General features: G+C 66.8%; 20 protein-coding genes. 10 read left to right on the plus strand and 10 right to left on the minus strand.

The window, feature by feature from the left end; all coding sequences use genetic code 11:
* Positions 1-104 precede the first annotated feature (104 nt).
* Entirely contained in the window at positions 105-686 is a 582-nt protein-coding gene (locus AC3EC3_RS07845) for a TMEM165/GDT1 family protein (RefSeq protein ID WP_488489025.1), read from the plus strand.
* 46 nt (positions 687-732) lie between these two features.
* Here the strand turns inward: AC3EC3_RS07845 and AC3EC3_RS07850 are convergent, their stop codons facing one another.
* The gene (locus tag AC3EC3_RS07850) at positions 733-1,407 is read right to left on the minus strand and encodes a winged helix-turn-helix domain-containing protein (protein WP_488489026.1); all 675 of its coding nucleotides are present in this window, start codon (positions 1,405-1,407) and stop codon (positions 733-735) included.
* Positions 1,408-1,659: 252 nt separating this feature from the next.
* Between AC3EC3_RS07850 and AC3EC3_RS07855 the strand changes: the two genes are divergently transcribed.
* The 3 genes from AC3EC3_RS07855 to AC3EC3_RS07865 all read left to right on the plus strand — a co-directional run bounded on the left by AC3EC3_RS07855 (position 1,660) and on the right by AC3EC3_RS07865 (position 4,677).
* Positions 1,660-2,622, plus strand: coding sequence for a UDP-2,3-diacylglucosamine diphosphatase (locus AC3EC3_RS07855; RefSeq protein ID WP_488489027.1), 963 nt, complete (start codon positions 1,660-1,662; stop codon positions 2,620-2,622).
* Positions 2,619-3,701: a glycosyltransferase family 4 protein gene (locus AC3EC3_RS07860; protein ID WP_488489028.1), complete on the plus strand. Its 1,083-nt coding sequence runs from the start codon at positions 2,619-2,621 to the stop codon at positions 3,699-3,701. Before AC3EC3_RS07855 ends, AC3EC3_RS07860 begins: the two co-directional genes overlap by 4 nt.
* A 115-nt stretch (positions 3,702-3,816) precedes the next feature.
* Positions 3,817-4,677 (plus strand): hypothetical protein, encoded by an 861-nt coding sequence (locus AC3EC3_RS07865; protein ID WP_488489029.1) that lies wholly within the window; start codon positions 3,817-3,819, stop codon positions 4,675-4,677.
* Positions 4,678-4,682: 5 nt separating this feature from the next.
* Here the strand turns inward: AC3EC3_RS07865 and phoB are convergent, their stop codons facing one another.
* The 4 genes from phoB to AC3EC3_RS07885 form a co-directional block, all read right to left on the minus strand.
* The gene (phoB, locus tag AC3EC3_RS07870; RefSeq protein ID WP_488489030.1) at positions 4,683-5,369 is read right to left on the minus strand and encodes a phosphate regulon transcriptional regulator PhoB; all 687 of its coding nucleotides are present in this window, start codon (positions 5,367-5,369) and stop codon (positions 4,683-4,685) included.
* Positions 5,366-6,064: a phosphate signaling complex protein PhoU gene (phoU, locus tag AC3EC3_RS07875; protein ID WP_260924323.1), complete on the minus strand. Its 699-nt coding sequence runs from the start codon at positions 6,062-6,064 to the stop codon at positions 5,366-5,368. Before phoU ends, phoB begins: the two co-directional genes overlap by 4 nt.
* A 190-nt stretch (positions 6,065-6,254) precedes the next feature.
* Positions 6,255-7,703 (minus strand): OprO/OprP family phosphate-selective porin, encoded by a 1,449-nt coding sequence (locus AC3EC3_RS07880; RefSeq protein WP_488489031.1) that lies wholly within the window; start codon positions 7,701-7,703, stop codon positions 6,255-6,257.
* Between the two features lie 162 nt (positions 7,704-7,865).
* Positions 7,866-8,852 carry a sensor histidine kinase gene (locus AC3EC3_RS07885; protein ID WP_488489032.1) on the minus strand — a complete coding sequence of 329 codons (987 nt, stop codon included), beginning with the start codon at positions 8,850-8,852 and terminating at the stop codon, positions 7,866-7,868.
* 404 nt (positions 8,853-9,256) lie between these two features.
* Between AC3EC3_RS07885 and zwf the strand changes: the two genes are divergently transcribed.
* The 6 genes from zwf (at position 9,257) to AC3EC3_RS07915 (ending at position 17,513) form a co-directional block, all read left to right on the plus strand.
* Positions 9,257-10,699 carry a glucose-6-phosphate dehydrogenase gene (gene zwf, locus AC3EC3_RS07890; RefSeq protein ID WP_488489033.1) on the plus strand — a complete coding sequence of 481 codons (1,443 nt, stop codon included), beginning with the start codon at positions 9,257-9,259 and terminating at the stop codon, positions 10,697-10,699.
* 173 nt (positions 10,700-10,872) lie between these two features.
* Complete coding sequence (gene edd, locus AC3EC3_RS07895) at positions 10,873-12,702, plus strand: phosphogluconate dehydratase (RefSeq protein ID WP_488489034.1); 1,830 nt, start codon at positions 10,873-10,875, stop codon at positions 12,700-12,702.
* Positions 12,703-12,707: 5 nt separating this feature from the next.
* Positions 12,708-13,721, plus strand: coding sequence for a glucokinase (gene glk, locus AC3EC3_RS07900; protein ID WP_488489035.1), 1,014 nt, complete (start codon positions 12,708-12,710; stop codon positions 13,719-13,721).
* Positions 13,718-14,362 carry a bifunctional 4-hydroxy-2-oxoglutarate aldolase/2-dehydro-3-deoxy-phosphogluconate aldolase gene (gene eda, locus AC3EC3_RS07905; RefSeq protein WP_260924346.1) on the plus strand — a complete coding sequence of 215 codons (645 nt, stop codon included), beginning with the start codon at positions 13,718-13,720 and terminating at the stop codon, positions 14,360-14,362. Before glk ends, eda begins: the two co-directional genes overlap by 4 nt.
* Positions 14,359-17,166 carry a phosphoenolpyruvate carboxylase gene (locus AC3EC3_RS07910; protein ID WP_488489036.1) on the plus strand — a complete coding sequence of 936 codons (2,808 nt, stop codon included), beginning with the start codon at positions 14,359-14,361 and terminating at the stop codon, positions 17,164-17,166. Before eda ends, AC3EC3_RS07910 begins: the two co-directional genes overlap by 4 nt.
* A 23-nt stretch (positions 17,167-17,189) precedes the next feature.
* Positions 17,190-17,513: a hypothetical protein gene (locus AC3EC3_RS07915; protein WP_488489037.1), complete on the plus strand. Its 324-nt coding sequence runs from the start codon at positions 17,190-17,192 to the stop codon at positions 17,511-17,513.
* Between the two features lie 225 nt (positions 17,514-17,738).
* Here AC3EC3_RS07915 and AC3EC3_RS07920 read toward each other — a convergent pair whose 3' ends face one another.
* From AC3EC3_RS07920 to AC3EC3_RS07940, 5 genes are read right to left on the minus strand one after another with little or no spacing between them, the layout of a single operon-like run.
* Entirely contained in the window at positions 17,739-19,001 is a 1,263-nt protein-coding gene (locus tag AC3EC3_RS07920) for an N-succinylarginine dihydrolase (protein ID WP_488489038.1), read from the minus strand.
* A gap of 23 nt (positions 19,002-19,024) precedes the next feature.
* Positions 19,025-20,044: an arginine N-succinyltransferase gene (locus AC3EC3_RS07925; protein WP_488489039.1), complete on the minus strand. Its 1,020-nt coding sequence runs from the start codon at positions 20,042-20,044 to the stop codon at positions 19,025-19,027.
* Positions 20,041-21,249: a hydrolase gene (locus tag AC3EC3_RS07930; protein WP_488489040.1), complete on the minus strand. Its 1,209-nt coding sequence runs from the start codon at positions 21,247-21,249 to the stop codon at positions 20,041-20,043. Before AC3EC3_RS07930 ends, AC3EC3_RS07925 begins: the two co-directional genes overlap by 4 nt.
* The gene (astD, locus tag AC3EC3_RS07935) at positions 21,246-22,673 is read right to left on the minus strand and encodes a succinylglutamate-semialdehyde dehydrogenase (RefSeq protein WP_488489041.1); all 1,428 of its coding nucleotides are present in this window, start codon (positions 22,671-22,673) and stop codon (positions 21,246-21,248) included. The genes AC3EC3_RS07930 and astD overlap by 4 nt, the downstream gene beginning before the upstream one ends.
* Positions 22,670-23,692: a 2-oxoadipate dioxygenase/decarboxylase family protein gene (locus tag AC3EC3_RS07940; RefSeq protein ID WP_488489042.1), complete on the minus strand. Its 1,023-nt coding sequence runs from the start codon at positions 23,690-23,692 to the stop codon at positions 22,670-22,672. The genes astD and AC3EC3_RS07940 overlap by 4 nt, the downstream gene beginning before the upstream one ends.
* Between the last annotated feature and the right edge of the window lie 140 nt (positions 23,693-23,832).

Consider the following 23,832-nt stretch of genomic DNA (forward strand, 5'->3'; position numbering starts at 1 on the left):
GTCCTTTCAGGCGAGACCGAATGGCGTTGCGTACCCACGTCCGGCCGGGCGGGAGGCGCGATGCCGTTCGTCTGTCCGCCTCCTGCCCGGCCCCTGGATAAACCATGATCCTCGAACCGTTCCTGACCTCGACCGCCGTGGTCGCACTGGCCGAAATCGGCGACAAGACGCAGCTGCTGGCCATCGTCCTGGCCACCCGTTTCAAAAAGCCTTGGGCCGTCGTTGGCGGCATTCTGCTCGCCACGCTGGCCAACCATTTCCTTGCCGCGCTGGTGGGCGAGCAGGTTGCCGGCATTCTCGACGCCGGGTGGTTCCGCTATGCCATCGCCATCGGTTTCCTGGTGATGGGCGTCTGGACGCTGGTGCCGGACAAGCTGGACGACGACGAGGGCCAACCGAAGGCCGGACGCTTCGGGCCGCTGATGGCTACCGCCATCGCCTTCTTCCTCGTCGAGATGGGCGACAAGACCCAGATCGCCACGATCGCGCTGGGCGCGCAGTTCCATACCGTGCTGCCGGTCATGGCAGGCAGCACGCTGGGCATGATGATCGCCAACGTCCCCGCCGTGTTCCTGGGGCAGGCGGTGCTGAAGATCGTGCCGCTGAACGTGATGCGCGTGCTCGCGGCGCTGCTGCTGATCGCCAACGGCATCTGGGCGCTGGCCGTCGCGGCAGGCTGGCTCTGAGGTATAGGCCGGTGCGGGAGAGGAGCCTCTCCCGCATCCGCTGTCGTCAGGCGATATCGAAAACGTATCCCAGCGAGCGCACGGTGCGCAACGGATTGCCCGCCCCTGCCCCGCGCAAGGCCCGGCGCAGGCGGCCGACCCAGACATCGACGGTCCGCTCGTCCAGCGCCGGTTCCTGCTTGCCGAGCGCGGCGATCAGCTGGGCGCGGCTGAACACCCGTCCCGGATGTTCGATGAAATACCGCAGCAGCCGCAGTTCGTTGGGCATCAGCGCGATCGGGCGCCCCTGCCAGCGCGCCTGAAACGCCGAGACGTCCACCGTCAGTTCACCCTGCCCGACAACGCGCGTGCCCGCAACGTCCTGTTCCATCGGACTGACGCCCAGCACGCGGTCCAGCAGGACGTTGCGCGTCAAGGGGCCGGTGACGTAGTCGTCCGACCCCATGCGCAGCGCGCGCTTGCGATCCTCGACATTGTCCTCTTCGAGCACCATCGTCACATGGGCATGCGCGGTCAGCGCATCGGCGCGCAGGCGGCGACACAGCTCCAGCCCCGACATGTCGGGCAGCACCCAGTCGATGAACACCCACAGCGCGCCATCCAGCAGCGGCAGTTCACTCTGGCTAGTCCAGCGGTGGAACACCACTTCGATGTCGTCATGCCGGAACGAGGCAAGGCCGCCCTGCAATTCGCTGGCCAGAAGGATGTCGATCCGTCGCATATGCCCTTACCCCTGAAACGCGCTCCTGAACGGCTGGCGTCTGCGGTTCTGCGCGTGTCTTGCCGCCTGTTCATGACGAACGGGTGACAAAACGGCGTCTCTTTTCCGACGATGCCGCGTCTGCGAGGAAAACGCCTCCCCGACGCCCGCCCGCACGCCCGCCGCTGTCTTGGAAATGCCACGCAAACGTCACCGCCGCGCCATTGCCGGAACGTAAAAGAAGCCGAACTGGACGTAGATGGAGTCCGAGGCATGGCGACGAAGCACATCGCACGCGCAGAGCAGGTCGCAAGGACCGGCCTGCCCACCACCACCAGCCTGACGACCAAGACTGGATTCGGCACCGGCATTCCCATCGGGCGCATCCCCGAATGGCTCGACCTTCCCGAGCCGCGCGGTTTCCGGCCCAAGCGCAAGTACCGCACCGTATGGATCTCCGACGTCCACCTCGGCACGCGCGGCTGCAATGCAGAGATGCTCGTCGATTTCCTGCGCTCCATCGAATGCGAGACGCTCTATCTGGTGGGCGACATCATCGACGGCTGGCGCCTGCGCAAGGGCTGGTACTGGCCCGATGCCCACAACGAGGTGATCCGCCGCATCCTCAAGATGGCGCATCGCGGCACCCGCGTCGTGCTCGTCGCGGGCAACCATGACGAGATGCTGCGCGACTATGCGGGCATGACCTTCGGCGGCGTCGAACTGGCGCTGGAGGCCGAGCACCTGACCGCCGACGGCCGCCGTCTGCTGGTGACGCACGGCGATGCCTTCGACGGCGTGGTGCTCTACCACAAGTGGCTCGCGTTCCTGGGCGATCAGGCCTACACCATGCTGCTGCGCGCCAACATCGTGTTCAACGCGGTGCGCCGCCGCTTCCACATGCCCTACTGGTCGCTTTCGGCCTATCTCAAGAAGCGGGTGAAGAACGCGGTGTCGTTCATCTCCAGCTTCGAGGAAGCCGTGGCGCAGGAAGCCACGCAGCGCGGTTTCGATGGCGTTGTCTGCGGCCATATCCACTGCGCCGAGATCCGCGAATTCGCCGGGATCACCTATTACAACGATGGCGACTGGGTGGAGAGCTGCACCGCGCTGGCCGAGGACTTCACCGGCCACCTTTCGATCATCGACTGGATCGCCGAGACCGGCGGACGCACGGTGCCGCTCCATGACAGCGCCGAAACCGCTTCGACCACGCGCGAGAAGGCCGACGCGTGAAGCTCGCCCTTGCGACCGATGCGTGGCTGCCGCAGGTCAACGGCGTCGTCCGCTCGCTCGGCGCCACGCTCGATGAAGTGACCGCGCGCGGGCACGAGGTCGAACTGATCGCGCCGGACCGGTTCTGGACCGTGCCGATGCCGGGCTATGCCTCGATCCGCATGGCGCTGGCCCCGCGCTTCGGGGTGCGCCGCATGCTTGATCGCGCGGCGCCGCAGATCGTCCATATCGCCACCGAAGGCCCGATCGGATGGGCGGCGCGCGGCTGGTGCCTGTCGCGCGGGGTGCCGTTCACCTCGGCGTTCCACACCCGCTTTCCCGAATACGCCGCCGTGCGCACGGGGCTGAGCGCCGAATACTTCTGGCCGATTCTGGAGCGCTTCCACGCCGCCAGCCGCGCGGTGCTGGTCTCCACCCCCAGCCTGTCGGACGAGTTGGCAGGGCGGGGGATCACCCATACCCGCCGCTGGAGCCGGGGCATCGACCAGACGCTGTTCACCCCCGAAGGCCAGCGCCACCCGGCGATGGCCGCGCTGCCGGGGCCGGTGCTGCTCAACGTGGGCCGCGTCGCGCCCGAAAAGAACCTTGAGGCATTCCTCGACGCCGACGTGCCCGGCAGCAAGGTGGTGGTGGGCGACGGCCCCGCGCTCGACACCTTGCGCCGCCGCTATCCGCATGTCCTGTTCACCGGCCCGCTGACCGGCGAGGCGCTCGCCGGCGCCTATCGCGCCGCCGACTGCTTCGTGTTCCCCAGCCGCACCGATACCTTCGGCCTCGTGGTGATCGAAGCCCTTGCCTGCGGCACGCCCGTCGCCGCCTATCCCGTGACCGGTCCGATCGACATTCTGGGGCCGGACGGCTGCGGCATCGACGCTGCCCAATCCTGCGCTGGACTTGCACCCGCAGGCGCGGTCCACGAAGATCTCGCCACCGCGATCCGCACCGCCCTCACCGCCCGCCGCCACGATGCCGCCGCACTGGGCGCCCTCTATTCGTGGGAACGCGCCACCGACCAGTTCCTCGCCGCCATCCGCGAAGCCGTCGACAGCGCGAAAGAAGCCCTGCGCGACGCGGCTTGAGGGGGGCGCTTGGAACAACCTGCCTTGCCGACATTGGGCGGGACTATGATGGGCACGATAATCCGGCCGCGAATTTATTGGTGTAGGTTGCTGCGTCATCCGTTAAATACAGCCGATGATCTTTATCAAAAATAAAGCTCGACTGGCCTCGGTGTATCGGGAACGGATGGCCGAGCGTGCAATTCGGCGCAGTGTAGAGAATGTTAAGATTGGAACGCCTCACAAGGCCATAGGTCTATTGATTGATAGCAATGTCCACTCTCACACGATCACTCACGAGACAGGCTGGATCGCGACAGGTGAGACGAGATTTGGCTCAGATATCAGAGGTACCGGATATGCGGCGAGGATCCCCGTCTATCCAAAGGACTCAAAATCCGAGACATACGAGAACGTTTGCTATCTCGCTGCCATTGCTCAGTTAGCCAAAACTGGAAGAGCAAAGCTATGGACGTCAAACCACTTAATACTTGAGCGGGACGCACACCCTCGCGCGCGTTACGCAGATACCGGTTGGTTCGATTTCAATCTTTTCGGCCGCAGTGAACTACCCAGCATTGATGGATATCCGCACGATCAAATTCTTTCAGTTCCGTTTTCTCCCCAAGCTTGGAAAGCTCCTGCACTAAGGGATGTCCTGAAACATTCTCAGGATGATCTTTATTTGGCGTTATTAAAAGTGATGGGGCCAAAAAATTCCCAAGACGCCTGGCATATCCGCACAGCAGAAGTACATGGCTTGTATTCCTTTGTTACGATGGAGAGGAAGTTACTCAATATCATCGTAAGTCAGAAAAATCGTCCTGTTATAAAAAATCTAAGAACTCGGGTAATGTCTCCAAAAATGCTTGGAGAAGATTTGGGCCTCAAGCCGATTGATCTGAAACACTTTGACCATGCCAATTCTAGCTGGTTTGTCAGATCAGACTTGGATTGGGGAGGTAATCGTCGGCCTACCCGGCAGGATCCACAATAGCCCCCTCAGTTCACGTCCATCGCGTAACCGGCGGCGCGGACGGTGCGGATGGGGTCGGTATCGCCGTCGCGGTTGATGGCCTTGCGCAGGCGGCGGATGTGGACGTCGACGGTGCGCTCGTCGATGTCGCTGTCCATGCCCCATACGCCGTCGAGGATCTGCTGGCGCGAGACCACGCGGTTGGGGCGCTCCATGAAATAGCGCAGCAGGCGGAACTCGGTGGGACCGAGGTGCAACGGCTCACCGCCGCGCCGCACGCGGTGGCTGGTCGCATCCAGCTCGATATCGCCCCATTGCAGCACCGATCCGGCGAGCGAAGGCCGCGCGCGGCGCAGCAGCGCCTCGACACGGGCAAGCAGTTCGCGTGGGGAGAACGGCTTGGTCATGTAATCGTCGGCACCGGTCTTAAGGCCGCGGATCATGTCCTCTTCCTCGCCGCGCGCGGTCAGCATCATGATCGGGATCTGCGCAGTCTCGCGGTCCTTGCGCAGCTGGCGGCAGACCTCGATGCCGGGGACGTGATCGATCATCCAGTCGAGCACGATGGCATCGGGGGCCTGCTCGGCGACCATCAACAGCGCCTCTTCGCCATCGCCGGTGGTGCGCACCTGATAGCCCTCTGCGCTGAGGTTCCAGCTGAGCAGTTCGCACAGCGCGCGGTCGTCCTCGACGACGAGAATCGAAGGGTTCATGGCAGAGCGGCTCCGGTATCGTCGGTAAGACTGTCGCGCTCGGTGCAGTATTCCCCGGTCGCGGCGAAATAGACCATCTCGGCAACGTTGGTGGCGTGATCGCCGATGCGTTCCAGGTTGCGGGCGATGAACAGCAGTTGCGCGGCGCTGGTGATCGTCGCCGGGTTTTCCATCATGTGGGTCAGCAGCGAGCGGAACAGCGTGTTGTAGAACTGATCGAGCTTCTGGTCGCGGCGGATCACCTCGACGCTGAGCATGGCATCGCGCGAACCGTAGGCGTTGAGCACATCGCGGACCATCGATTCGGCGATCTCGGCCATCATCGGCACCAGCTGGATCGGCTCGATCATCGCCCGGCGTTCCAGCCCGTCGACGCGCTTGGCAATGTTCTTGGCATAGTCGCCGATGCGCTCGATCACGCCGGAGATCTTGAGCGCGGCGATCACATCGCGCAGATCGTCCGCCATCGGCGCGCGCAGGGCGATGGTGCGCACGGCCAGCCGATCGACCTCGGCCTCCAGCGCATCGATGCGCGCATCCTGCGCCACCACTTGCGCGGCCAGTTCGTCGTCATGGCGGGTCAGCGCGATGATCGCATCGCGGATCGCCACTTCGGCCAGCCCGCCCATCTCGGCGACGAGGCCGCGAAGCTGCCCGATCTCGGTGTCGAAGGCCTTGACGGTGTGCTCAACCATATTTCCGTTCCCCAAGAGGCGGGTTCTGCCCGCCCCGGCATTTGCATAATCCGGCAGGCCCCGAAAGCGATGTAGATACCGCTCGCGTCGCCGCGTCCAGCCAAAGCCTGCATCCGTGCCCTAGCCCCGGATCATGTCACTTCCATGACTGAAACGCGACAGGCGCCGGGCGATCTTCGGCCTGCTGCCGTCAGAAGTCATATTGCGCCCGCATGCCGACCACATCGAGTTCGTAATCCGCGCTGCCGGTCGGCGTCGTATAGGCGCTGCCGTTGACCCAGACATGGCCGTAGTCGGCCAGCATCCGCACATAGTCGGTCAGGATCCAGACTGCCGAAAGACTGGCCGTTTTCTGCCGTCCGCCATGGATGCCTGCACTGTCGAGATCGAGCCAGTCATAGCGGGTGTTGATCTGGATCGCGCCAAGCCCACCCTTGTCGAGCCCCTTGCGGGGGCGGATGCGCTCGTAGATGCCGTCCTTGTACGCGGTCTCGTCCTTCGTCAGCAGATAGCCGACCTCGGCATAGCCACCGGTGAAGGTGGGATCGGCGCCATCGACGCGATGTACCGTCTGCCAATAGCTTTCCATCGTCGCGTGGAAGCGCCCGGCGATATAGGCGCCTTCCAGTGCGACGCCCAGCTCCCCGCTGGCGGGAATGGCGCCGGTAGTGATCAGGCGGATATCGGTGGTGTGCGCGAAGGGGCGCACCCGGTCGGTGATCGTGGCATTGAACGCGGAGGCATGGTTGAAATGCACAGAGCCGCCCAGATGCAGCGTGCCGCCTGCCACTTGCGGCATCAGCACCAGCCGCCCGTCGAGGCTCCAGTTCTTGTCGTAATCGCTGTTCAGGGCCTGCGCATCGTCACCGAACACACCGCCCTGTGCCAGCACGATGCCGTGGCGATACTGCACGCTGGCCCCCACACGGCGCTCGAAATTGAAGGCCTGCCCGAAGGTCGAGCGCTCCATCAGTGTCAGGTTGAGATCGGAGGCCAGTTCCTCCAGCCCCCAGAACGGCTTGTGCTGGCCCACCGTCACCCGCACGTCCTTCGTGACGTCATAGGTGACGTAGACGTCGGTCAGCAGCACGGTGGAGGCGGCGAAATCGGCCTCGACGCGATAGCCGAAGCCGCCGGGCATCGTGCCGTCCACCCCGAAATAAAGCCGACGCAGTTCGACGCCCGTTCCCATCTGGCGATTGGCGTCGCCCGAAAGACCGTTCGGCGCATTGATCGAGGCCATGTCCACCTGCACGCGCCCGCGCGGCTTGAAGCTCCAGCCATCGGCGGTTGAGAGCTGCGGCGCCCCTTTCCAGACGACAGCGGTGGCCGTTTCAGCGGCGGGAACAGGGGCTGGGGCAGAGGCTGGCCCTGGGGCAGAGGCGGAAGTCGGGACGGCGGCAGGCGGAACCGCAGCAGCCTGTGCCCGCGCGTCCTTCAACTGCGCTTCCAGATCATCGATCCTGTCGCTCATCGCCCGAAGCTGCGCGCGCATCGCGGCAAGGTCCTGCTCCACATTCGGCGCATCGGAGGTTGGCGCCCCGGCTGGCCCGACGCTTTGCGCAAGGGCGGGCTGCGGAGACAGCCAACCTGCGGCCAGGATCAGGGCAAGACAGGACGGCGAAAGGAAACGCGACATGGCTTCGAAGCTCTCCGTGAACACTTCGTTTCACTTCGGAGACGCTCATATGACCAGCTCGTGACAGTTACGTGACACCTCCGGCACGGCGCATGACGCAAGGCGGTCGTGGCTTCGCCGAGACCAGACGCCATCCTGCAATGCCAATGAGTTAGAAGAATATCACCCTTCGCGCAGCGGCAGCATCAGCGAGGCGGTGGTGCCGCGTCCGGGCCGACTGTCGACATCGAATCGGCCGCGATGGCGCTCGACGATATGCTTGACGATCGACAGGCCAAGCCCGGTCCCGCCCACCGCACGGCTGCGACTGGTATCAGCGCGATAGAACCTTTCGGTGATGCGCGGGAGATGTTCGGGGGCGATCCCCTCGCCCTCGTCACGCACGGTGACGAGCACCCAGCCGGTGCGCGCGGCCTCCACCGTCACTTCGACCGGGCCGCCCTCCTTGCCGTACTTCAGCGCGTTGTCGATCAGGTTGCGCAGCACCTGCCCCAGCTGGCCGCGATCGCCCGTCACCGGCGCCTCGGCGCTGTGGGCGACGAAATCGACCTGCGCGCTGCCGCGAAACTCGCCGACCACTTCCTGTGCCAGCGCCATGACCTCGACCCGGTCGGACGGCGCCTCGTGCTTCACCGCCTCGATCCGCGACAGCGACATGAGATCGGAGATCAGCGCCTGCATGCGCTGCGCCTCGTGGCGGATGGTGTCGAGGAAGCGCGCGCGCAAGCCTTCGTCGCCCCCGGCCTTGGGGTTCATCAGGGTCTCGCAATAGCCGATCACATTGGCCAGCGGCGTGCGCAGTTCGTGGCTGGCATTGGCGACGAAATCGGCATGCGACTTTGCCACGCTGACCCGCTCGGACAGGTCGTAGAGGCTGACCAGCCGCTCCGCCGGGCCGATCACCCGGCAATCGACTTCCCACACGCTGGAGCCGGTCGAAAGCCCCGGCACGCGCGCCTGTCCGCCCTCGTCCGAGAGGATCACCGCCACCGCGCGCGGGTCGCGGATGGCGATGCGCACGTCCTGCCCCATGATGTGCCCGCCCAGCACGCCGCGCGCCGCCGCATTCGCAAAGCGCACCATCCCGCGCGACGTCACCAGCGCCGGGGTCTGGAGGTGATCAAGCAGGTTCACGCCTTCAACGGCCATCACAATCGTACCTCAATCGCTGCACCGGAGCGCGGCACCGCTCCCCTGCTTCATCCACTGTCTCACACGCGCCCTAGCACAGCGTAGGCCGCGCACCATATGAAGGGGCAAGGAAAGAGGTCCATCGTGGCACTATGATGACAGGCGATTGACGCTTGGTATCATACCAGATATAACCAATAATACCAATTCAGACATGAAATTGTTCGTATACGAATTCATATGCTCAATTTCTTGCTTTGGATCGCGACCCAATGTGGGTAAGCAGCGCAGGCCTGCCGGGCATGGACTCACACGGCGCACTCAATGCGTCGGGAGCCGCAGCATGCCCGTGAATTGTTCCGGGTCGGGAGAGGAAGCAGCAGGCGCTGCCGTTCCGACGAGATTGGTGGTAGTGTAGCCCTGTGTCGAAATTCACTTCGGATCGCCTGCTTCTTTTCGGTGCCACCGGCGACCTGTCGAGCCGCATGCTGCTCCCTTCGCTCTGCGCGCTCGACGCAGAAGGGCTGCTGAACCCCGAGATCCAGATCATCGGCACCGCGCGTTCGGAAATGAGCGATGCGGAGTTCCGCAACTTCGCCCGCCAGTCGCTGGAGAAGTTCCTGCCCGCAGACCGTCGCGGCGGCATGGCGACGTTCCTGAACCGCCTGACCTACCAGCCGCTCGATGCCACCGACCTCGATGGCTTCAAGGCGCTGGCCGAAAAGGTCGGCACGCCCAAGGAAGGCCTCTCGATCTTCCTGTCGACAGCGCCCAGTCTGTTCGAGGCGACCATCCACGGGTTGCAGAGCAGCGGTCTTGCCGGCCCCAACACCCGCATCGGCCTGGAAAAGCCGCTCGGCACCGATCTGGCCTCCTCGAAGGTCATCAACGACGCCGTTGCCGCCGCTTTTCCGGAAGATCGCATTTTCCGCATCGACCACTATCTGGGCAAGGAAACCGTCCAGAACCTGCTGGCGCTGCGCTTTGCCAACATCATGTTCGAGCCGCTGTGGAATGCCGCGCATATCGAGCACGTACAGATCACCATCGCCGAGACGGTGGGCCTCGAATCGCGCGTCGCCTACTATGACGACAGCGGCGCCCTGCGCGACATGGTGCAGAACCACATGCTCCAGTTGCTGGCGCTGGTGGCGATGGAACCACCGGTCTCCTACGATGCCACTGCCGTGCGCAACGAGAAGGTGAAGGTCCTGCACTCGCTGCGCAAGGTCGATGCGTCAGAGACCGTGACCGGGCAGTACCGCTCGGGCGCGATCGGCGGCAAGGCTGTGCCCGGCTACGACGACGAACTGGGCAGGGATTCCAACACCGAGACCTTCGTCGCGATCAAGGCCCATGTCGACAACTGGCGCTGGCACGGGGTGCCGTTCTACTTGCGCACCGGCAAGCGCCTGCCGCGCCGCACGACCGAGATCACCATCCAGTTCCGCGACGTGCCGCACTCGATCTTCACCGGACGCGGCGCCCGCACGGTGCCCAACCGCCTCGTCATCGGCATCCAGCCCGAAGAGAACGTGACGCTCTCGCTGATGGCCAAGGTGCCGGGGCTGGACCGCGACGGCGTGGGCCTGCGCTCGGTGCCGCTGGCGATCACCATGCCCGATGCCTTCGCCGGTCCGCAGCGCCGTATCGCCTACGAACGCCTGCTGCTGGACCTCATCGAAGGCAACCAGACGCTGTTCGTGCGCCGCGACGAAGTGGAAGCCCAGTGGGACTGGATCGACGCGATCCGCGCCGTCTGGGAGGAACAGGCACAGGAGCCCAAGCCTTATACCGCCGGAAGCTGGGGCCCGTCCGCCGCCATCGCCCTTGCCGAGCGCGACGGCGTGACGTGGCAGGAGTGACCGGACGGCCATAACCGGGCAGGCGTGATCCCGCCTTCCTGCCGCGCCGCCTCACGGGCGGCACGGCACCACCGATGCGGCGCAAGGCGCATCGGCTCGATTGCAGACCGGCCCCGCCGGAACGACAGCCCCCGGGGACAGGGGGATGACACAGGATACTGGAGTACCCAGGCATGACCAATCTCGCCCCTGCCCTTTCGCGCGTGACCGATCGCATCATCGAGCGTTCCAAGCCCAGCCGCACCCGCTATCTCGAACTGATGGCACGGGAAAGCGATCGCCATGCGGACCGCAACTTCCTCTCATGCTCGAACCTGGCGCACGGTTTTGCGGCCTCTGGCGAGGACAAGCCTTCGCTCGCCGCCGGTCGCGCGCCCAACCTCGGCATCGTCACGGCCTACAACGACATGCTCAGCGCCCATCAGCCCTATGGCCGCTACCCCGAGCAGATGAAGCTGTTCGCCCGCGAAGTGGGCGCCACGGCGCAGGTCGCAGGCGGCGTTCCGGCGATGTGCGACGGCGTGACGCAAGGGTTCGACGGCATGGAGCTGTCGCTGTTCAGCCGTGACACCATCGCGCTTTCCACCGCCGTCGCCATGAGCCACGCGATGTTCGACGGCATGGCGCTGCTGGGGATCTGCGACAAGATCGTCCCCGGCCTCGTCATCGGCGCGCTGCGCTTCGGCCACCTGCCCGCCGTCTTCGTGCCCTCCGGCCCGATGCCCACCGGCATTTCCAACAAGGAAAAGCAGAAGACCCGCCAGCTCTACGCCGAAGGCAAGGTCGGCCGCGACGCGCTGCTCGCCAGCGAGAGCGCCAGCTATCACGCGGCAGGCACCTGCACCTTCTACGGCACCGCCAACTCCAACCAGATGATGATGGAGATGATGGGCCTGCACGTTCCCGGCTCGGCCTTCATTCCGCCCAACACGCCGCTGCGTCAGGCGCTGACGCGCGAGGCGGTGCATCGCCTGAACGCCATCACCAAGAAGAGCAACGATTACCGCCCGATGGCGCAGGTGGTCGATGAAAAGGCGATCGTCAACGCCATCGCCGGGCTGCTCGCCACCGGCGGTTCGACCAACCACGCGATCCACCTGCCCGCCATGGCGCGCGCGGCGGGCATCATCATCGACTGGGACGACTTCGCCGAGCTGTCCGCCGCCGTGCCGCTGCTGGCGCGCGTCTATCCCAACGGCTCGGGCGATGTGAACCACTTCCACGCCGCCGGCGGCATGGGCTGGGTGGTGCGCGAACTGCTCGATGCAGGGCTGGCCCACCGCGACACGCTGACCATCGCCGAGGGCGGCATGGACGCCTACGCCAAGGAGCCGACCTACGCGGACGAGAAGCTCGCGTGGATCGATGCCCCCACCACCAGCGGCGACGATTCCATGCTGCGCCCCGCATCCGACCCGTTCCTGCCCGAAGGCGGCATGCAGCTGGTCGGCGGCAATCTGGGCCGCGCCACCTTCAAGACCAGCGCGGTCGACAAGGAGCGCTGGACGATCGAGGCGCCCTGCCGCGTGTTCGACACGCAGGAAGCCGTCTCCGCCGCGTTCAAGGCAGGTGAACTCGACAAGGACGTAGTCGTCGTCGTCCGCTTCCAGGGCCCGCGCGCCAACGGCATGCCCGAACTGCACAAGCTGACGCCGCCGCTCGGCGTGTTGCAGGATCGCGGCCACAAGGTCGCGCTCGTCACCGACGGGCGCATGTCCGGCGCTTCGGGCAAGGTGCCCGCCGCGATCCACGTCACCCCCGAAGCCCTGCCCAGCGCCGATGGCGTGTGGGGCCCGCTCGCCTTCCTGCGCGACGGCGACGTGGTGCGCCTCTGCGCCGAGGATGGCACGCTGTCGACCACGGCAGACATCTCGGGCCGCGAGCCTGCCCCCGCTCCCGCTTCGGGCGAAGGCATGGGCCGCGAGCTGTTCGCGATGTTCCGCAGCCATGCCAGCGGCGCCGAACAGGGCGGTTCCTCGATGCTCGCGCTGGCCGGGCTCTGACCTCCATGGCGAAAGCTGAAAGCACCCCTGCCGAAAAAGGCGCGACCGAGATCGTTGCCGTCGATATCGGCGGCACGCACGCGCGCTTCGCCATCGCCACTATCGGCGCGGACGGCAGCATCGCGCTGGGCGAACCGGCCACGCTGCACACCAAGGACCACGGCAGCTTCCAGCTCGCCTGGCAGGCGTTCCGCAAGATGCAGGGCGGCACCCTGCCCGATGCCGTCGCCATGTCGGTGGCGGGTCCGGTCGACGACGAGGTGATCCGCTTCACCAACAACCCCTGGATCCTGCGCCCCGCGCGCATTCAAGAGATGCTGGGGCCGACGCGCCAGACCATCGTCAACGACTTCGCCGCAGTCGCCTATGCGGTCGCCTGCGCGGGTGAGGACCAGTTCATCCACCTGACCGGCCCTGCGGACAAGCCGCTGCCCGCCACCGGCACGATAACCGTGATCGGCCCCGGCACCGGCCTTGGCGTCGCGCACCTGTGGCGCGACAACGGCGGCTACCGCGTCCACGCGACCGAGGGCGGCCATGTCGACTATGCCCCGCTCGACCTGATCGAGGATTCGATCCTCGCCCGCCTGCGCAGCCGCCACACCCGCGTCTCTGCCGAGCGCGTGGTTTCCGGCCCGGCCATCGTCGATATCTACGCGACGCTCGCCGCGATGGAGAACAAGCCGATCCGCGAGCAGACCGATGTCCAGATCTGGACCAATGGCCTTGCCGGGACCGACCCACTTGCCGCCGCCGCCGTCGACCGCTTCTGCCTTGCGCTGGGCGCCGTCGCCGGGGACTGCGCGCTGTCGCAGGGCGCCAGCGGCGTGGTGATCGCCGGCGGGCTCGGCTATCGCATGCGCGAAACGCTGGTCCGTTCCGGTTTCCGCGAACGCTTTACGGCCAAGGGCCGATTTGGCAGCATGATGGCCAGGCTGCCCGTCAAACTCATCACTCATCCGCAGCCCGGCCTGTTCGGCGCGGCTGCCGCCTTCGCCAGGGAGCATCTTTCGTCATGACCGCCACCACCGACACTCTGAGCCCGTCCGCCGCCGTCGAGAAGGTGATGCGGCTTGCCCCGGTGATCCCGGTGCTGGTGATCGAGGATATCGAGCACGCCCTACCCATCGCCGAGGCGCTGGTCGCAGGCGGCCTGCCCGCACTCGAAGTCACCCTACGCACCGAATGCGCGATCGAGGCGATCAAGATCATGAAGCAGGTGCCCGGCGCCGTCGTCGGTGCGGGCACCGTGCTGAGCCCCGATGATCTCAAGCGCTCGATCGATGCGGGCGCCGAGTTCATCGTCTCGCCCGGCCTCACCCCGATGCTGGCAGAGGCCGCCTACAAGACAAAGATCCCGTTCCTGCCCGGCACCGCCAACGCCAGCGACGTGATGTTCGCGCTGGAATGCGGGTTCGACCGCCTGAAGTTCTTCCCCGCCATGGCCGCAGGCGGCCCGCCCGCGCTCAAGGCGATCTCGGCGCCGCTGATGGCCGCCAAGTTCTGCCCGACCGGCGGCGTCACCCCGCAGAACGCGCCCGAATGGCTGGCGCTCGACGCCGTGCTCTGCGTCGGCGGCAGCTGGATGGTCCCCAAGGGCAAGCCGGACGTCGCGAAGATCGAGGCAGACGCCCGCCTGGCAGCAGGCCTCGCCCGATGAGCGGTGGCGTCGAAGCCGCTTCCGGCGCCACTTTGAGGAGCGTCGAAGCGCTCGACGCCCGCCTTCGCGAACTGCACCGGCTGACGGCGCAGACGCCCACCTACAACCCGGTCTTCCAGCTCGGCCTCGAACTCTCGCGTGAGCTGGAAGCGGGCACCATGACGCTCGACGATTTCGAGCGCCTTGTCGCCGAGATGGATTGCGAGGGCCTGCGCGCCCGCGCCGCGCGGCTCGACCGCCTGCTCGCCCCCGTCGCCCCGGACGAAAACCTCGCGCGGATCGACGCTGCCGCCACCGGCGATGACTTCACCGCCTTCGCCGCCCACTGGCAGCGCCCCGCCGCGCATGTCGTGTTCACCGGCCACCCGACCTTCCTGCTGACGCAAGCGCAGGGCGATGCCGTCACCCACGCCGCCTCCACCGGCGATCTGTCCGAGGCGTCTGTCTGCGCCGCCTCTCCCGCACGCGACCAAATCACGCTGGATTACGAGCACGCCCGCGCGATGGACGCGATGGCGCGTGGTCAGGACGCGCGTGACGCGATCACCGCCCGCCTGTTCGACATTGCCGCCGCGCGCTGGCCCAAGCGCTGGAAGGCGCTCCAGCCGATGCCGGTGCGCTTCGCCAGCTGGGTCGGCTACGACATGGACGGGCGCACCGATATCCGCTGGTCCACCTCGATCCGCTATCGTCTGGAGGAAAAGGCCCAGCGCCTCGCCCGCTATGCCGCGATGGTCACGCCGCACGCCGCCGAGATCGGCGCGCGCCTGACCCGCGCCGCCGCCCGTGCCGATGAGATGGCCAAGCGCTTCGCCGCCGATCTCGGCTCACCCGATGCCCTCTCCAGCGCCGCCAACACGCTCACCGCCGAGCATCCGGACAAGCTGATCAGCCTGAACGACGTGATCGCCGATCTGGAAGCCGAAGCCCGCGCCGCCGATGGCGAGAGCGCCCGCGCGCTGCTGGTCGCCGCCGCCGCCATGCGCGCCGATGGCCTTGGCATGGGCTGGATTCACTTTCGCGTGAACGCCTCGCAGTTGCAGAACGCGATCCGTGCCCGCATCGACCCGGACGGCACGCTCGACCTCGCCAGTCAGGCCGCGCTGGTCCGCATGCGAGAACTGCTGGCCGAAGTGAAGCCGCTGCGCTCCAACTTCGCCGCGCTGGCGATCGAGAACAGCACCGCCGTGCGCCAGTTCCTGGCGATGGCGCAGATCCTGGCGCATATCGACGCCGACGCGCCGATCCGCATGCTGGTGGCCGAATGCGAGCAACCGACCACGGTGCTCGCCGCGCTCTATTTCGCGCGAATGTTCGGCATCGACGACAAGGTGGACGTCTCGCCGCTGTTCGAGACCGAGACCGCGCTGGAGCACGGCGGTCGCTTCCTCGATGCGGTGCTGGCCGAGCCCGCCTATCGCGATTACGCCCGCAAGCGCGGCCGCGTGGCAATCCAGACCGGATTCTCAGACGCCGGGCGCTTCGTGGGGCAAGTGCCCGCCTCGCTCGCCATCGAGCGTCTGCAGGGGCGCCTTGCCGAAGCCATGGCCGCCAATGGCCTGACCGACGTCGCCGCGCTGATCTTCAACACCCATGGCGAATCGATGGGGCGCGGCGCGCATCCCGCAAGCCTCTCCGACCGTTTCGAATGGCCGATGTCGCCTTGGGCGCGCCGCCGTTTCGCCCGCGCCGCGATCAGGCTGGAGCCCGAAGTCTCGTTCCAGGGCGGTGACGGCTACCTGTGGTTCGGTTCGCCCGAACTCGCGCTCGCCACGCTGACGCGCATGGTAGAGATGCCGCTATGGTCCGCCGATGTCGATGCGCCGACCGATCCTTTCTATCGCCGCACCGACATCAGCCTCGACTTCTATCGCGCGATCCGCTCGGTCCAGCATGCGCACCTTGCCAGCAGCACCTACAGCCGCGCGATCACCGCCTTCGGCCTCGGACTGCTGAACGATACCGGCAGCCGCAAGTCGCGCCGCCAGTCGGACCTTTCCGCCGACCGGTCGATGAACCTGCGCCAGATCCGCGCGATCCCGCACAACGCGATCCTCCAGCAGCTGGGCTTCCCGGTGAACGTGATCGCCGGCATCGGCACCGCGACCGAGGGCAATCTGGAGGACATCGCCGACCTGCTGCGCTCCAGCGAGCGCGGGCGCACGGTGATGCGGCTGGTCCGCGCGGCGAACGCGCTGGCCTCGATCAAGACGGTGGCGGCCTTCGGCGAGCTGTACAACTCCGCCTACTGGGCCAGCCGCCCCTATCGCGGCGACGAGCAGCAGATTTCCGACGGCTGCATGCGGCTGGCGGAATACCTCATCAAGGATGACCGGATGGGCGTGTTCCGTCGCCTCGGCTCGCGCCTGCGTGTCGATGCGATGAAGCTTCACAAGCTGTTCGAGCTGATCCCCGACGAGGCCCCGCTGCCCGACCGCGAGCGTACCCGGCGCAATATCGGCGCCTTGCAGGCGATCCGCCTCGCGCTGTTCCAGCACATGTTCCTGCGCACCGTCAGCGTGCCGCAGTTCAGCCGCGCCAACGACATCAGCCGCGACGACGTGCTGGAGATGGTGTTCACGCTGCGCATCGACGATGCCCTCGCCCAGATGCGCCGCGCCTTCCCGGTGCACTTTCCCTCGATCCGCGACTTCAACGTGGACGAGCCGAGCGACTACCCGGATTCGAGCGCGGGCGGATACGTCCAGATCCACCGCGACTTCATCCACCCCATCGCCCGCTGTCACGACCTCTCGCTGCGGATCACCACCGCGATCGCGAACGAATTCGGCGCGCATGGGTGAATAGGTTCAGGACAGTTGTCGCCATGGCCCGGCATATCGGGCCATGGCGCACGGCCTTGTTCTTTCTGGCGATCCTGACGCCCTGTGTCGTCCTGGCAGCGCTTGACGAATGGCTATCCGACAAGACCGGCTGGCCCGAGGCTTATGGTTTTTCTTGCCATGGTCGATGCTTGATCGAGGACATGTATTACAGCCCCCGCCTGCTGGTGCACCACACCGGCTACGAGATCGGCCTGTTCGCGCTGATCTGGTTCCTGCCTGCGGTTTTTGCGCTGAGCCTCGCGATCATTCTGCTCAGACGCCGGTTGACGCCTTCCCGCAACCGCATTCGCCCGATGGAAGGCTGAGCGCACCCCGGTTCGGCCCACCCCGTCCGGCCCCACCCCGTCCGGCTAGGTCACTGCGTTCCCAAGCCTACCGGCCCTCCCGCTCGCGGGAGAGGAGCGAGACTTGCAGAGCCGCAGGCGATACTAGTCGCAGCGGGGTGGGCCTGCACCACGCAAGCAGGAAGCTAGGCCCCTCTCCCAACCCTCTCCCCTGAAGGGGAGAGGGTTCGGAACCATCGCACCGCTTCAGAACCCCTGCTGGTCCAGTTCGCGCAGGTCCAGCAGTTCGCACAGGCGCGCGCGGGCGATCACGCAGTCGCGCCAAAGCGTGGGGCTGGAGAGGTCCTCCACGGCGATCGTCTCGGGCCAGCATTCGCGCACCAGTGCCTCGATGGCGTCGATCTTCGCGCCGTCGAGCAGGAAGCGCGTATCGACGTGCTCGGGATCGGCGACGACCCTCAGGCGCAGGCAGGCAGGCCCCCCGCCATTGGCCATCGATTCGCGCAGATCGTGGACGAACAGGTGCCGGATCGACCCATTCCCGGCGACATGCGCCTCCAGCCAGTTCCAGACTGACGGCGTGCCTTTCGCCTCGCCCGGCAGCACCAGCGCCGCCTCGCCCGAAGGCAGGGTGACGAGCTGGGCGTTGAACAGGTACGACGAGACCGCATCGGCAAGGCTTACCGCGCTGGCGGGAACCTCGACGATCTCGATCTCGGGCAGCTTGGCGCGCAGTTCGGCATAGAGCCCCTCGCGGTCGGCGAAGGCCAGTTCATGGGTGAACAGCACCCGCTCGTTGGCGACGGCGACCACATCGTTGTGGAACGCGCCTGCGGCAATCGCCTCGGGCGACTGCTGGGCGAAGACCGTGCGCGCCGGGTCGAGGCCGTGAAGGCGCGCCACCGCCTCGCTCGCCTCGCGGTGCTGGCGCGCGGGGAACGGGCCGCCTGCCTCACCATAGACGAACACCTCGATCCCCGGCGCCCAGTGCGCGGCGGCAAGGCGCATGTGGTTGGCCGCGCCCTCGTCTCCGAACGGGGCCGGGATCGGGGCATGGACGGCGAAATGCGCAGAATCGGCGAAGGCCAGCTGCACCTGCGCCAGCGTCTCACGCCATTCGTGGCTGCGGTGCGGCATCGTCACCAGATTGGCGACGGTCAGGTGGCAGCGTCCGTCCACCGTGTCCGGCCCCGGCGAGACGGTGGCGGCATTCGCGGCCCACATCGCGGAAGCCGACATGGCATTGGCGCGCAAGGCCGGGCTGGCCTCGTGCATCGTGGTGCCAAGCTGGCGCAGCCATGCCTCGTCCGGGCGGCGGTGCGGCAGGAACAGGCCCTGCATCAGCCCGCGCTCCCAATTGGCGCGCATCTTGGCGAGGCCCTGCAAGGCCGCCGCGCGCGGGGCCGAGGCCCTGCCGAAATTGCGCGCCGAGGCGAGGTTGCCCAGGCTGAGCCCGGCATAGTTGTGGCTGGGGCCGACCAGCCCGTCGAAATTGATCTCGGTAAGCATATCCGCCCTTTCAGGCTGAAAATTCAGGCAGCAGAGTACGTCACGGTATCGCCGATGGATATGCCCAGCAGCGCGGCGGATTGCTCGTCGAGCGTCACGCCCTCGCCGGTAAGCCCCACTTCGCCGAGCGAGGCCCGGAAATCGATCAGCCGCCCGGTGGCGACGATATGCGAGGGGCTTTCCTCCGGCAGGCCCGCGATCGACACCACGGTATCGCTGCGCGCGCCCGCCAGCGTGCGGATCTGGTCGGTCTTCGCGATCATCGTCGGCCCGCCGTCGAAGATATCGACGTAGTTCTGGAAGGCGAAGTTCTCCGCCTCCAGCATGCGCATCGCCGGGCGGCCGGAGTAGTGCGGCTGGCCCATCACCTGCCGCGCCCCTTCGGAGAGCAGCGCGGTGTAGATCGGGTGCTTGGGCATCAGGTCGGCGATGAACTGGTTGCCGTGCTTGGCGTTGAACTCGTCGGCATCGCGGAACGACATGTCGAAGAAGCGCCCGGCGAGGCCATCCCAGAACGGCGAGTTGCCCGCATCGTCGATCGCCCCGCGCAGTTCGGCCAGCGTCGTCTCGCCAAAGCGCGAACGATGCTCGCGGATGAACAGGTAGCGACTGCGCGCCAGCAGCTTGCCCACGCCCGCCGAACGCTCGGTCGCGTCGAGGTAGAGTCCGCCCACCTCGCTCGCGCCATCCAGATCGGTGCACAGCGTCAGCATCTCGGCGCGGAAGGTGCGGTCCAGTTCGCGCGAGTGCTGGGTGATCCGGCCGATGCGATAGGAGTAGAACGGGAACTCGGTGCCGACCTGCGAGAACGCCTGACAGGTGCCGCGCACCTTACCGGTCGCGGTGTCCTCCAGAATGAACACGAACAGGTCGTTGGCGATCTCCTCGCTGTCGCGCGCGAAGCACTTCGCGGTGCGCTTCAGCTTGGCTTCCAGCGTCGGACGGTCGGGCGGCAGGTTGGTGAAACCGCCGCCGGTGCCCTTGGCCATGCGGTAGAGGGCATCGAGATCGGTCTCGCGGGCGGTGCGCAGAAGGAACGTCATGGGGCCACACCTTGCCGGTCGAGCCGGTACATCACAAGCGCCGTCAGCGCCGCGCGTGCTTCCAGCGAGGAGGCGATCAGGAATTCGTCGGGCGAATGGATCGCGCCACCCAGCGCGCCCATCGTATCGAGCACCGGCACCCCGCAGGCGGCGATGTTGTTGCCGTCGCACACGCCGCCGGTATCCTGCCAGCGCATCGGCTGGCCAAGGTCCGCCGCCGCCTGACTGACGAGGCCATAGAGCGCCTCGGTCTTCGCGCCGACGGGCTTGGGCGGGCGCGAGACGCCCCCGTGGACATGGATATGCACATCGTGCTGCGCCGAGACCGCCGCGATCAGCGCCGCGACTTCGGCCTGCGCCGTCTCGGCAAGCTCGGGCGTGCGCGGGCGCATGTTGAAGTGCAGGATCGCAAGGTCGGGCACGGTGTTGTTCGGCCCGCCGCCCTCGATCCGCGCCGGGTTCACCGTCAGCCCCTCGCGCACCAGCGCGGCCAGCCGCAGCGCGAGGTCGGACGCGGCGAGCACCGCGTTGCGCCCCGCCTGCGGGTTGCGCCCGGCATGGGCAGAGCGCCCGTGGATGACCAGTGCATAGTTGCCCGAACCCGGCCTGGCCCGCGCCATCGAACCGTCGGGCAGCGCCGGTTCATAGGTCAGCGCCGCCAGCTTGCCTTGCGCCAGCTGCGCGATCAGCGCGGCGGAGGACAGCGATCCGGCCTCCTCGTCGCTGTTGATCAGCACATCGTAACCGAGCGTCGGCTCCCCGGCCTGCTCGTAGGCCAGCAGCCCCGCCAGCATCACGGCAAGGCCGCCTTTCATGTCGGCGGTGCCGGGGCCGTGGAGGGTATCCTCGTCCAGCCAGTCGCAGGTCTGGAACGGGTGCGCCTCGGGATAGACGGTGTCCATGTGCCCGGTCAGGATCACGCGCCGTGCCGCTTCGGGCCGCACCGAGAGCACCAGATGCTGGCCATGGGTGACCCTGCGCGGATTCCCTTGTGCATCGACCTTCTCAACCGGCGCGGGTTCGACCAGCCGAACCTCGCCGGGAAGCTGCGCGAAGGCCTCGCTCAGCAGGTCCGCCATCCGCGCGAGGCCGGCAAGGTTTGCCGTGCCCGAGTTCACCGCCGCCCAGTCAAGCGTGTGCCGCAGGATCGGCGCGCGCGCGATCGAGGCAATCAGCGCCTGTTCGGCGCCCGACAGTCCGCTCATGCCGGAACGACGTCGGTCAGCTTGCCCGCCAGTGCAGCCGCGTTGCCGGAAACGCCCGCCGCCTCGAAGCTCGCCATCGGCCAGGCGCAGTAGTCGGCGGCGTAGAAGGCGCTGGGGCGGTGGTTGCCGCTGTCGCCAAGGCCGCCGAACGGCATCGATCCGGCCGCGCCGGTGGTCGGGCGGTTGCGGTTGACGACGCCTGCCCGGCACTCGATCGTGAAGCGCTGCCACAGCGCGTCGGCGGCGCTGACCAGCCCGGCGGACAGGCCGAAGCGGGTATCGTTGGCGGCGGCGATAGCGGCATCGAAATCGGCGACGCGGCGCACCTGCAACACCGGCGCGAAGATTTCCTCGTCAGGCACCTCGATCCCGGTCACGTCGAAGATGGCAGGCGTCACGAAAGCGCCGCTGCGTCCGGCGATCCGCTCGAACGGGCGCAGGACTTTCGCGCCGAGATCGACCAGCGTCGCCACTTGCGCGCGGGCGCTATCGGCGGCGGCCTCGGAAATCAGCGGGCCGATATAGGGCTCGGGCGTTTCGTTCCACGCGCCGATGCGCAGGCGTCCTGCCATGGCATCGACGGCGGCGATCAGGTCATCGGCAAAGGCGGTATCGGGCACGATCAGGCGCCGCGCGCACGAACAGCGCTGGCCGGTGGTGACGAAGGCCGACTGGACGACGACCGAGGCGGCCTCTTCCAAATCCTCGGCATCCCAGACCACCAGCGGGTTGTTGCCGCCCAGTTCCAGCGCAAGGACAACATGCGGGCGATCCGCGAAGAGGTGGCGGAAGAACGCGCCCGCGCCTGCCGATCCGGTGAACAGCAGCCCGTCGATCGCGCCGCCGACCAGCGCCTCGCCGGTCGTCCGCCCGCCCTGCAGGATCGTGAAGACGCCCTCGGGCACCCCCGCCTCGGCCCAGCATTCGGCCATCAGCGCACCGGTGGCGGGGGTCATTTCCGAAGGCTTAAAGACCACTGTGTTGCCTGCCAGCAGCGCGGGCACGATGTGGCCGTTGGGCAGGTGTCCGGGGAAGTTGAACGGCCCCAGCACCGCCATCACACCGTGCGGGCGATGGCGCAGCACCGCCTCGCCGAAGGGTTGCGCCACGCGCTTCTCTCCGGCCCGCTCGGCCTGCGCGGCGATCGAGATCGCCACCTTGCCGATCATCGAGCCGACTTCGGCGCGGCCTTCCCACAAGGGCTTGCCGGTCTCTTTCGAGATCGTCTCGGCCAGCCTTTCGCGGTGGGCCTCCAGCACTTGCGCATAGCGCTGCACCAGCGCCACGCGTTCGCCGAGCGGCATGGCCGCCCAGCGGGGGAAGCCTTCGCGCGCGCGGGCCAGCGCCGCATTGACCTCATCCGCCGAGGCTTCCGGCCCTTCCCAGACGAGATCGCCGCTGGCCGGGTCGAACGAACGGATCATGCACTCTTCTCCTGATGGGCATCCCGCGTCATCGCGAAAATGCCGGTGGCGTTGCCGCTGTCGAACCGCAAGTCCAGCCCGCCGGTCTCGGGGTCCAGATCGCGGCTGATGAATTCGTAGAACGAGCCCGGCACCTCGCGGGTAATCTCCGCGCCCGTCGCATCGCGGAACGGACGGGTCACGCGGTCGGCGAGGAACGCCGTCTGGCGGACCCGGCCCGAGGCCGAGACCTCGACCGAGGGCTTCATCGCAAAGCCCTGTTCGCGCAGGGATTCCGCCAGTGCCTCGACATGGGGAACGCGGGTGGTCGCATGGTTGAAGGCATTGCCCTCGGTGGCGATCCAGCCGCCCTCGCGACTGTGCGCCAGCAGCGTCTCGTAATCAGCAAGCGCAGGCGCGGGGTGCTGGCGATCGAAGGCCGAGAGCACGGCGCGCAGGACCGTCACGCCGTCTTCCAGCGAGCAGGCGCCGTCCGCCGCCAGCCGGTCGAGCGCGGCCCAGCCAGCGGCGTCAATCGGATCGCGCGAGGTGCCGAAGATGGCTTCGGCGGCGACCTGCGCCTCGGGGGCAAGCTGATCGACATGCAGTTCAGACACGAAGAACTGCGGGATCGCCTCTGGAAAATCGACCTGCGCATAAGCGCGCCCGGTCATCTTCAGCGCGGGCAGCGGATAGAGCCCGGCGACCTGATAGCCCAGCGGCGCCAGTAGCCGCGCCATGCCCTCGCACCCGGAAGGCAGCGCCCCGCTAGGCCCGTCGATGGTGCGCAACGCCCCGTGGTCGGACACGATCCGCTCGCCCTTGCTGCGCACGCCTTCGACATAACGGGCAGCGCTGGGCACGCGCTCCAGCAGGTCCATGAACAGCGCGGCATTCAGCGCCCATGCCAGCTGCGCCCGCGACGGTTTGCCCTCCGCATTCCCCGCCAGCGCGGGATCGAGTTCCAGCGTTTCGAGCACAAATTGCGTCGGCTTTTCGCCGATTACCGGCTCAAGCAGCGCTGCGATCAGGGCGGCCATGGGACAATCCTCTTGTATCTTTATTACGTTGCCGGGAAACATAAGCCCCGATTTCGGGCAAGTCCATGCCTGTCGCCCTACCATCTGTGCCCACCGGATCGGACAGAGAAAGACAGAGAGGGGGTAGAGACGGACTGAAT

This window comes from Novosphingobium sp. BAM6, assembly GCF_057784955.1.

Excerpts from the sequence above, each read along its gene's own strand:
- AC3EC3_RS07845 (WP_488489025.1), top strand. The coding sequence starts at position 105 with ATGATCCTCGAACCGTTCCTGACCTCGACCGCCGTGGTCGCACTGGCC.
- AC3EC3_RS07850 (WP_488489026.1), bottom strand. The coding sequence starts at position 1,407 with ATGCGACGGATCGACATCCTTCTGGCCAGCGAATTGCAGGGCGGCCTT.
- AC3EC3_RS07855 (WP_488489027.1), top strand. The coding sequence starts at position 1,660 with ATGGCGACGAAGCACATCGCACGCGCAGAGCAGGTCGCAAGGACCGGC.
- AC3EC3_RS07865 (WP_488489029.1), top strand. The coding sequence starts at position 3,817 with ATGATCTTTATCAAAAATAAAGCTCGACTGGCCTCGGTGTATCGGGAA.
- phoB (WP_488489030.1), bottom strand. The coding sequence starts at position 5,369 with ATGAACCCTTCGATTCTCGTCGTCGAGGACGACCGCGCGCTGTGCGAA.
- phoU (WP_260924323.1), bottom strand. The coding sequence starts at position 6,064 with ATGGTTGAGCACACCGTCAAGGCCTTCGACACCGAGATCGGGCAGCTT.
- AC3EC3_RS07880 (WP_488489031.1), bottom strand. The coding sequence starts at position 7,703 with ATGTCGCGTTTCCTTTCGCCGTCCTGTCTTGCCCTGATCCTGGCCGCA.
- AC3EC3_RS07885 (WP_488489032.1), bottom strand. The coding sequence starts at position 8,852 with ATGGCCGTTGAAGGCGTGAACCTGCTTGATCACCTCCAGACCCCGGCG.
- edd (WP_488489034.1), top strand. The coding sequence starts at position 10,873 with ATGACCAATCTCGCCCCTGCCCTTTCGCGCGTGACCGATCGCATCATC.
- glk (WP_488489035.1), top strand. The coding sequence starts at position 12,708 with ATGGCGAAAGCTGAAAGCACCCCTGCCGAAAAAGGCGCGACCGAGATC.
- eda (WP_260924346.1), top strand. The coding sequence starts at position 13,718 with ATGACCGCCACCACCGACACTCTGAGCCCGTCCGCCGCCGTCGAGAAG.
- AC3EC3_RS07910 (WP_488489036.1), top strand. The coding sequence starts at position 14,359 with ATGAGCGGTGGCGTCGAAGCCGCTTCCGGCGCCACTTTGAGGAGCGTC.
- AC3EC3_RS07915 (WP_488489037.1), top strand. The coding sequence starts at position 17,190 with ATGGCCCGGCATATCGGGCCATGGCGCACGGCCTTGTTCTTTCTGGCG.
- AC3EC3_RS07920 (WP_488489038.1), bottom strand. The coding sequence starts at position 19,001 with ATGCTTACCGAGATCAATTTCGACGGGCTGGTCGGCCCCAGCCACAAC.
- AC3EC3_RS07925 (WP_488489039.1), bottom strand. The coding sequence starts at position 20,044 with ATGACGTTCCTTCTGCGCACCGCCCGCGAGACCGATCTCGATGCCCTC.
- AC3EC3_RS07930 (WP_488489040.1), bottom strand. The coding sequence starts at position 21,249 with ATGAGCGGACTGTCGGGCGCCGAACAGGCGCTGATTGCCTCGATCGCG.
- astD (WP_488489041.1), bottom strand. The coding sequence starts at position 22,673 with ATGATCCGTTCGTTCGACCCGGCCAGCGGCGATCTCGTCTGGGAAGGG.
- AC3EC3_RS07940 (WP_488489042.1), bottom strand. The coding sequence starts at position 23,692 with ATGGCCGCCCTGATCGCAGCGCTGCTTGAGCCGGTAATCGGCGAAAAG.